We start from the raw sequence: 8266 nt of genomic DNA on the forward strand, positions 1-8266 counted from the left end.
GCCGTGCGCCGTGCCTATGACCGCTGCGCCTCCCTGGCGACGCCCATCACGTCCCGCGAGTGCCGGCTCGGCACCATGCCGAGCCGCCACGCCTGCCAGCCCGCGTCCAGGTCCACGCCCCGCTCCAGCAGCAGCTGGTACGCCTCCACGTAGTCGTCGAGCTTGCCGTCACGGGCCGGATGCGTCGCCGCCGCGAGCTGGGACAGCTCCTCCTGAGCCACCGCCGTGCCGACCTCCGAACCGCCGGGGGAGGCGTACGGCAGCAACGTGCAGCGCAGGAACGTCGCCCAGTCCTCGCCCCGCTGGTCCTCGTACCCGGCGAAGACGGCCGCCGCCTCCTCGCACAGCTCCATCGCCTGCGCCAGCCGCGCGTTGCCCGCGTCGACCACCGCGAGCTCCAGGAGCGTCCACCCCTCGCCGTGCGGCACACCGATGCGCTGGAAGTCGGCGCGCGCGTCGACCAGGAGCTGACGCGCGAAACCGGAGTTGCGCAGCGAGCCCGTCTGCGCCGCCCGCTCGTCACGGGTGACCCGCGCCGAATGGTGCCGGGCACAGGCGAGCCCGTACACGTCACGCATCCGCGAGAACATCGTGCGCGAGCGCTCCAGCTCCCGCACCGCCTTGTCGAGGTCGCCGGTCTCCTCCAGGGCCTGGCCCAGGTAGTAGTACGTCCACGCCTCGCCGCGCGCATCCTCGTTCTCACGGTGCCGGGACGCCGCCTGACGCAGCCCGTCGACCGCCGCCGACGCCTCGCCGTCGATCAGCCGGGCACGGGCCAGCTCGGTCAGCGCCCAGGCCTGGCCACGGTTGTCGCGGGTCTGCCCGTACAGGTCGAGCGCCGTCCGCAGCTCGTCCTCCGCGCGCGGCACATTGCCCATCCGCAGGCACAGCTGACCGAGCTGGAAGTGCGCCCACGCCTCGCCGTGCAGCGACTCGTTCTCACGGTGCAGGGCGAACGCGTCGGTGAGCAGGGCCAGCGACATGCGTACGTTGGCGCGGTCGCGCTCGACCGCCGCGAGCGCGTGCAGCGTCCAGCCGCGGTCGCCCTTCGTCTCCGGCGTCGTCTGCAGATCGAGCGCCTCCCGCAACTTGGCCGCCGCCTCGGTCAGTTGACCCTGGTGGTGCAGCGTGATGCCGAGGGAGCACAGTGCGCGGCCCTCGCCCGCCCTGTGGTGCGCCTCGCGGTACAGGTCGACCACCGACGTCAGCGTCGTACGCGCCTTGTCGAGCTCGCCGAGCTGGCGGGCCGCGATGCCCGTGCGCCACTGGACCGAGCGCATGAGCAGACCCTGGTCGATGGACTGCGTCAGCTCCTGGATCTCGCCCAGGCGGTAGAGGTCGCCGCGCAACAGGCAGTAGTCGCACAGCGCCCCCAGCAGGCCGAGGACCGCGTCCTGATTGACGCCCTCCGCGTGCCGCAGCGCCGCCGTGATGAAGCTCGACTCGTCGTCCAGCCAGCGCAGCGCCGCGTCCAGGGACGTGAAACCGTGCGGACCCGTCTGGCCCGCGCGCGTCGACATGTTGCCGTCGACCAGGCGGATCACCGAGTCGGCCAGATCCGCGTAGTTCTGGATCAGGCGTTCCTGCGCGGCCGTGCGCTCCGCGGGCTCCTCCTCGTCGGCGAGCCGGGCCTGCGCGAAGGCGCGGACCAGATCGTGCAGCCGGTAGCGGCTGCCGCGCACATGGTCGACGAGCCCGGCCCCCGCAAGCGCCGACAGATACCGCTTCGCCTCCGCGGTCGTGGTCGCGAGCAGCGCCGCCGCGGCGGCAGCGCCCAGCGAGGCACGCCCGGCGAGCGCGAGCCGCCGCAGCAACCGCCGGCCCTGCTCGGACTGGTCGGTGTAGCGCAGCCACAGCACCCGCTCGACCGGGTCCACGGGCCCGTACGCCCCCAGATCGGCGGCGAGCTGACGCGTCGTGCGCGGCCCGATCGCGGAACCCGCGACCCGCAGCGCCAGCGGCAGGCCACCGCACAACTCCCGTACGGCGTCCGTCGATTCGGCGTCGTACGGACCGCTCGGATCCTCCGACGCCTCCCGCAGCAACTCCTCCGCGCCCGCCGCGTCCAGCGCCCGGACGGGCAGATGGTGCACCCAGGCGGGCGTGTCGTCACCGAGCTCCAGTGGCTCGCGCGAAGTGACGACGACAAGGCTGTCGGAGCGCTCCGGGACGAGCGTGCGCACCTGCTCGGCACTCGCCGCGTCGTCGAGGACGATCGTCACCGGCAGCCCCGTCAGATGCTGGTGGTACAGCTCGCTGAGCCGCTTGACCTGCTGCTCCTGCGAGGACCGCTCACGGAAGAGCAACTGCTCGCGCGGCGCGCCCAGCCGGTTCAGCAGGTGCAGCAGGGCGTCCCGCGTCGGCAGCGGCGGGGCGTCAGGCCGGTCGCCGCGCAGATCCACCACGCACGCCCCGCGGAACTGGTCCCGCAGCTCGTGCGCCGCGCGCACCGCCAGCGTCGTACGCCCGGACCCCGGGTCCCCGTGCAGCACCACCACGGTCGGCCGGGTCTCGGTACTCGCCCGCGCCGCGTGCACCCACTGCGCGATCTGCGACATCGCGACCCGACGACCGGCGAACGGCCCCTCGGGCTCCGGCAGTTGCCCGAACGACTGCTCAAGAACACTCCGCCGCCGCGCCGCCGCACTCTTGTCGGTCCGCCGCAACTGCGGCCCCACCGTCTTCTTCGACGTCCCGGTGCTCGCGGCGAGCACCCGCTGCTGATCGAGGAACGGCCTGATGCCCCGCACCTCCAACGCCGTCAGCCACTGCAACCGCAGCTGCTCGGGGCCGCCCGGCTGATTGCGCGCCCCCGCGCTGCGGCTCGCGGCCGGCACGTGCGAAGCGGTCACCTTCGCGACGGTCGCGGCGGACCCCAGCACGGCGACGGCGACCCCCGCACCCACGGCCGTCCCGGTCCCGGCGCCCAGCACCAGATCCGCCACACAGGCCGTGACCGCGCCGACCCCCGCCACCATCAACGGAGTTGACCCGCCCTCCTTGGCGAACCGCTGCCCGAACGTCATCCGCCCCGCGTCGGCCTCGTCGAGGGCCCGGGTGAACGCGTCGTACTCGTCCGCCGCGCTGCGCCCCATCGCGTCGAGCGCACCCTTCGCCCGCGACAGCAGCACGGCCCCGTCCGCACGCCCTCCCGAACGCCTGACCTCTTCCTCCACGGCCCGAGCCAACAGCCGTTCGGCTTCCGCCCGATGGCTGTCCCGCATCTTCGGTCCCCCTCCGGTGGCGACAGTACGGGGTCAAGTGTGCTGCGTATGGGGTGTCGGCGCGAGGGTCCCGGCGATCAGAGACGCGACGCGGATCGCCATGAGCGAGGATGGGAGGCATGCCGAACCGACTGGCCCATGAGACGTCCCCCTACCTCCTCCAGCACGCCGACAACCCGGTGGACTGGTGGCCCTGGTCGGCCGAGGCCTTCGCGGAGGCGCAGCGGCGCGGGGTGCCGGTGCTGCTCAGCGTGGGGTATTCGAGCTGTCACTGGTGTCATGTCATGGCCCACGAATCCTTCGAGGACGAGGCCACCGCCGCCGTCCTCAACGACAACTTCGTCAACATCAAGGTCGACCGCGAAGAGCGTCCCGACGTCGACGCCGTCTACATGGAGGCCGTGCAGGCTGCCACCGGGCAGGGCGGCTGGCCCATGACCGTGTTTCTGACGCCGGACGCCGAGCCGTTCTACTTCGGTACGTACTTCCCGCCCGAGCCGCGTCACGGCATGCCCTCGTTCGCCCAGGTCCTGCACGGTGTGCGGGACGCGTGGACCGAGCGGCACGGCGAGGTCACCGAGGTCGCCGGGAAGATCACCGCCGATCTGGCCGCGCGGGAACTGCCGTACGGGAACACGGAGTTGCCGGGCGAGAACGAGCTGGCGCAGGCGCTGCTCGGGCTCACCCGCGAGTACGACGCGACGTACGGCGGCTTCGGCGGGGCGCCCAAGTTCCCGCCGTCGATGGTGATCGAGTTCCTGCTGCGGCACCACGCGCGCACCGGCGCCGAGGGTGCGCTCCAGATGGCCGTGGACACCTGTGAGCGGATGGCGCGCGGCGGGATCTACGACCAGCTCGGGGGCGGGTTCGCGCGGTACTCGGTGGACCGGGAGTTCACGGTGCCGCATTTCGAAAAGATGTTGTACGACAACGCGCTGCTGTGCCGCGCGTACGCGCATCTGTGGCGTTCCACGGGCAGTGAGCTGGCCAAGCGGGTCGCTCTGGAGACCGCCGACTTCATGGTGCGCGAGCTGCGGACGAACGAGGGCGGCTTCGCGTCCGCGCTCGATGCCGACAGCGAGGACCCGGTGAGCGGGAAGCACGTCGAGGGCGCGTACTACGTGTGGAATCCGGCGCAGTTGAACGAAGTACTCGGCGAGGAGGACGCCGCCGTCGCCGCCCGCTACTACGGCGTCACGGCGGAGGGCACCTTCGAGGAGGGGGCCTCCGTGCTCCAGCTCTCGCAGGAGGACGGGGTCCTCGACGCGGGGCAGGCCGAGCGGATCCGGGAGCGGCTGCGCGAGGCCCGGTCGCGGCGGCCCGCCCCCGGCCGTGACGACAAGGTCGTCGCCGCGTGGAACGGGCTCGCGATCGCGGCGCTGGCGGAGACCGGCGCGTACTTCGGGCGGCAGGACCTGGTGGACGCGGCGGTGTGCGCCGGGGACCTTCTCGTACGTCTGCACATGGACCCGCTCGCCCGGCTCGCGCGGACCAGCAAGGACGGGCGCGTCGGTGCCAACGCGGGTGTGCTCGAGGACTACGCGGACGTCGCCGAGGGCTTCCTCGCGCTCGCGTCGGTGACCGGTGAGGGCGTGTGGCTGGAGTTCGCCGGGTTCCTGCTCGACCACGTCCTCGACCGGTTCACGGACCCGGAGAGCGGTGCGCTGTACGACACCGCCGCCGACGCGGAGAAGCTCATCAGGCGGCCCCAGGACCCGACGGACAGCGCGACTCCCTCCGGCTGGACCGCCGCGGCGGGCGCCCTCCTGTCGTACGCCGCGCACACCGGCTCCGAGCCGCACCGCTCCGCCGCCGAGCGCGCCCTCGGTGTGGTCAAGGCGCTGGCCGCGCGGGCGCCGCGGTTCATCGGGAACGGGCTCGCGGTCGCCGAGGCGCTGCTCGACGGGCCGCGCGAGGTCGCGGTCGTGGGGGAGGTCGGCGGGCGGCTGCACCACGCGGCGCTCACCGGGACCGCTCCCGGGGCCGTCGTCGCGGCGGGCGAGGAGGGCAGCGACGAGCTGCCGCTGCTGGCCGACCGGCCGCTCGTCGACGGGCGGGAGGCGGCGTACGTGTGCCGTCACTTCGTGTGCGACGCACCGGTGACGGACGCCGACGACCTGAAGCGGGCCCTGGGCGAGACGCAGGAGTAGAAGAAGGCGCGGGCTGACCCCGGCCCCGGGGTCAGCCGTGCTGGTACGCGACCAGTGAGATGCCGACGTAGTGCACGACGAACGCCGCGAGGGTGAGCGAGTGGAAGACCTCGTGGAAGCCGAACCAGCGCGGTGAGGGGTTCGGGCGCTTGATGCCGTAGATGACGCCGCCCGCGCTGTAGAGCAGCCCGCCGACGATCACGAGGACGAGCACGGCGATGCCGCCCGTGCGCATGAAGTCGGGCAGGAAGAAGACGGCGGCCCAGCCCATCGCGATGTAGCAGGGCGTGTAGAGCCAGCGCGGGGCTCCGACCCAGAAGACCCGGAAGATGATCCCCGCGGCGGCGGCCGCCCAGATGCCCCACAGCAGCCACTGGCCCTTGGCGTCCGGCAGCAGCAGCATCGTCAGCGGCGTATAGGTGCCGGCGATGATCAGGAAGATGTTCGCGTGGTCCAGACGGCGCAGTACGCCGCCGGCGCGCGGACCCCAGTTCCCCCGGTGGTAGAGCGCGCTCACGCCGAACAGCAGGCAGGCCGTGAGGACGAAGATGCCGCACGCGACCCGGCCGCGCGTCGAGTCCGCGAGCGCCGTGAGGAAGATGCCCGAGATCAGCACGGCGGGGAACATGCCGGCGTGCAGCCAGCCGCGCAGTCTCGGCTTCAGCACGGAGGGCTGGGCGGCGGGGACTTCGGGCTCGTCGATGGCAACGCTCATCCCCGCATGGTACCTACGCGACCGTAGGTAACGGACCCCGTGAGTGGTGATGCTCACTTCGCTCACCTGTGAGGCCCCCTGGACAGATGGGCGTTTCGGTCGGATGATCAAATGAGTGCGGTCGGCACCGGATGAGCGCCCACTGAGCTCCAGTGGACTGGGAGGCGCAGCGTCCGGGTCGCAGCCCCCACGGGGCATCAACCTCAATACCCCTCATTTAGGAGCGATCGTGGCGCGCGACATCGCGGCTCCCTCCCTGGACACTCTCCCGACGAACCACCAGGAACTGATCTCGTGGGTCAACGAGATCGTCGAACTGACGCAGCCGGACAGTGTCGTCTGGTGTGACGGCTCCGAGGCCGAGTACGAGCGCCTCGCGGAGGAGCTCGTCGCGAAGGGGACGTTCAAGAAGCTCGACCCCATCAAGCGCCCCAACTCGTACTACGCCGCCTCCGACCCGTCCGATGTCGCGCGCGTCGAGGACCGTACGTACATCTGCTCCGAGAAGGAGGAGGACGCGGGCCCCACGAACCACTGGAAGGCCCCCGCCGAGATGCGGGAGATCTTCCGGGGCAACGAGGGGAACGGGGGGATCTTCCGTGGCTCGATGCGCGGCCGCACGATGTACGTCGTCCCGTTCTGCATGGGTCCGCTCGGCTCGCCGCTGTCCGCGATCGGCGTCGAGATCACCGACTCGGCCTACGTGGCCGTCTCCATGCGCACGATGACCCGGATGGGCCAGCCGGTCCTGGACGAATTGGGCGAGGACGGCTTCTTCGTGAAGGCCGTGCACACGCTGGGCGCCCCGCTGGGTCCCGACGAGGCGGACGTGCCGTGGCCGTGCAACTCCACGAAGTACATCTCGCACTTCCCCGAGGACCGCGAGATCTGGTCGTACGGCTCCGGCTACGGCGGCAACGCCCTGCTGGGCAAGAAGTGCTACGCCCTGCGCATCGCGTCGGTCATGGCGCGCGACGAGGGCTGGCTCGCCGAGCACATGCTGATCCTCAAGCTCACCCCGCCGACCGGTGAGTCGAAGTACGTCGCCGCGGCCTTCCCGAGCGCCTGTGGCAAGACGAACCTCGCGATGCTGGAGCCCACGATCTCCGGCTGGACCGTCGAGACGATCGGTGACGACATCGCCTGGATGCGGTTCGGCGAGGACGGCCGGCTCTACGCGATCAACCCGGAGGCGGGCTTCTTCGGTGTCGCGCCCGGCACCGGCGAGCACACCAACGCCAACGCCATGAAGACGCTGTGGGGCAACTCGGTCTTCACGAACGTCGCGCTCACGGACGACGGCGACGTGTGGTGGGAGGGGATGACCGAGGAGACCCCGGCTCACCTCACGGACTGGAAGGGCAACTCCTGGACGCCCGAGTCCGGCGTTCCGGCCGCGCACCCCAACGCACGCTTCACCACCCCGGCCTCGCAGTGCCCGATCATCGCGCCGGAGTGGGAGGACCCGAAGGGCGTGCCGATCTCGGCGATCCTCTTCGGTGGCCGCCGCGCCACGGCCGTGCCGCTGGTCACCGAGTCCTTCGACTGGAACCACGGCGTGTTCCTCGGCGCGAACGTGGCGTCCGAGAAGACCGCCGCCGCCGAGGGCAAGGTCGGCGAGCTGCGCCGCGACCCGTTCGCCATGCTGCCGTTCTGCGGCTACAACATGGGCGACTACATGGCGCACTGGGTGAAGGTCGGTGCCGCCGCCGCGCGGACAGAAGGTGGCGCCGCCAAGCTCCCGAAGATCTACTACGTGAACTGGTTCCGGAAGAACGCGGACGGCAAGTTCGTGTGGCCCGGCTTCGGTGAGAACAGCCGCGTCCTGAAGTGGATCGTCGACCGTCTGGACGGCCGCGCCGAGGGCGTCGAGACGCCGATCGGCATCCTGCCGACCAAGGAGTCCCTGGACACGAACGGCCTGGACCTGGCCGAGTCCGACCTGGACTTCCTGCTGACGGTGGACAAGGAGGCCTGGCGCGACGAGGCGTCGCTGGTTCCCGCGCACCTCAACACGTTCGGCGACCACACGCCGACGGAGCTGTGGGACGAGTACCGCAAGCTGGTGGACCGGCTCGGCTAGAGCCGTGTGACATGAAGAAGGGGGGCGGCGGTAGCCGCGCCCCGGCGTGATGTGGGCAAGTTGACGGGGGGGACACCGCGACGAGTTACCCCCC

4 protein-coding genes are annotated in these 8266 nt (G+C 71.4%); 2 read left to right on the forward strand and 2 right to left on the reverse strand.

The annotated features are described in order from the left end of the window. Nucleotides 1–14: 14 nt before the first annotated feature. Nucleotides 15–3224, reverse strand: a complete 3210-nt coding sequence (locus tag ACFV9W_RS37960; RefSeq protein ID WP_385770461.1) for a tetratricopeptide repeat protein — start codon at nt 3222–3224, stop codon at nt 15–17. A 119-nt stretch (nt 3225–3343) separates the two neighbouring features. On the opposite strand from ACFV9W_RS37960, the gene ACFV9W_RS37965 reads away from it, so the two are divergent. Next, a complete protein-coding gene (locus tag ACFV9W_RS37965; RefSeq protein ID WP_385770463.1) occupies nt 3344–5374 on the forward strand; it encodes a thioredoxin domain-containing protein in 2031 nt (676 codons plus the stop codon). A 31-nt stretch (nt 5375–5405) separates the two neighbouring features. Here the strand turns inward: ACFV9W_RS37965 and ACFV9W_RS37970 are convergent, their stop codons facing one another. Next, entirely contained in the window at nt 5406–6089 is a 684-nt protein-coding gene (locus ACFV9W_RS37970; RefSeq protein WP_385770465.1) for a hemolysin III family protein, read from the reverse strand. Between the two features lie 229 nt (nt 6090–6318). Between ACFV9W_RS37970 and ACFV9W_RS37975 the strand changes: the two genes are divergently transcribed. Further along, complete coding sequence (locus ACFV9W_RS37975; RefSeq protein ID WP_385770467.1) at nt 6319–8172, forward strand: phosphoenolpyruvate carboxykinase (GTP); 1854 nt, start codon at nt 6319–6321, stop codon at nt 8170–8172. Nucleotides 8173–8266: the final 94 nt, after the last annotated feature.

Origin of the sequence: Streptomyces sp. NPDC059897 (assembly GCF_042730865.1) — a bacterium.
Classification (GTDB): domain Bacteria; phylum Actinomycetota; class Actinomycetes; order Streptomycetales; family Streptomycetaceae; genus Streptomyces.

What these genes read in the sequence shown, in the direction of transcription:
- ACFV9W_RS37960 (WP_385770461.1), bottom strand. Translation starts at nt 3,224, where the DNA reads ATGCGGGACAGCCATCGGGCGGAAGCCGAACGGCTGTTGGCTCGGGCC.
- ACFV9W_RS37965 (WP_385770463.1), top strand. Translation starts at nt 3,344, where the DNA reads ATGCCGAACCGACTGGCCCATGAGACGTCCCCCTACCTCCTCCAGCAC.
- ACFV9W_RS37970 (WP_385770465.1), bottom strand. Translation starts at nt 6,089, where the DNA reads ATGAGCGTTGCCATCGACGAGCCCGAAGTCCCCGCCGCCCAGCCCTCC.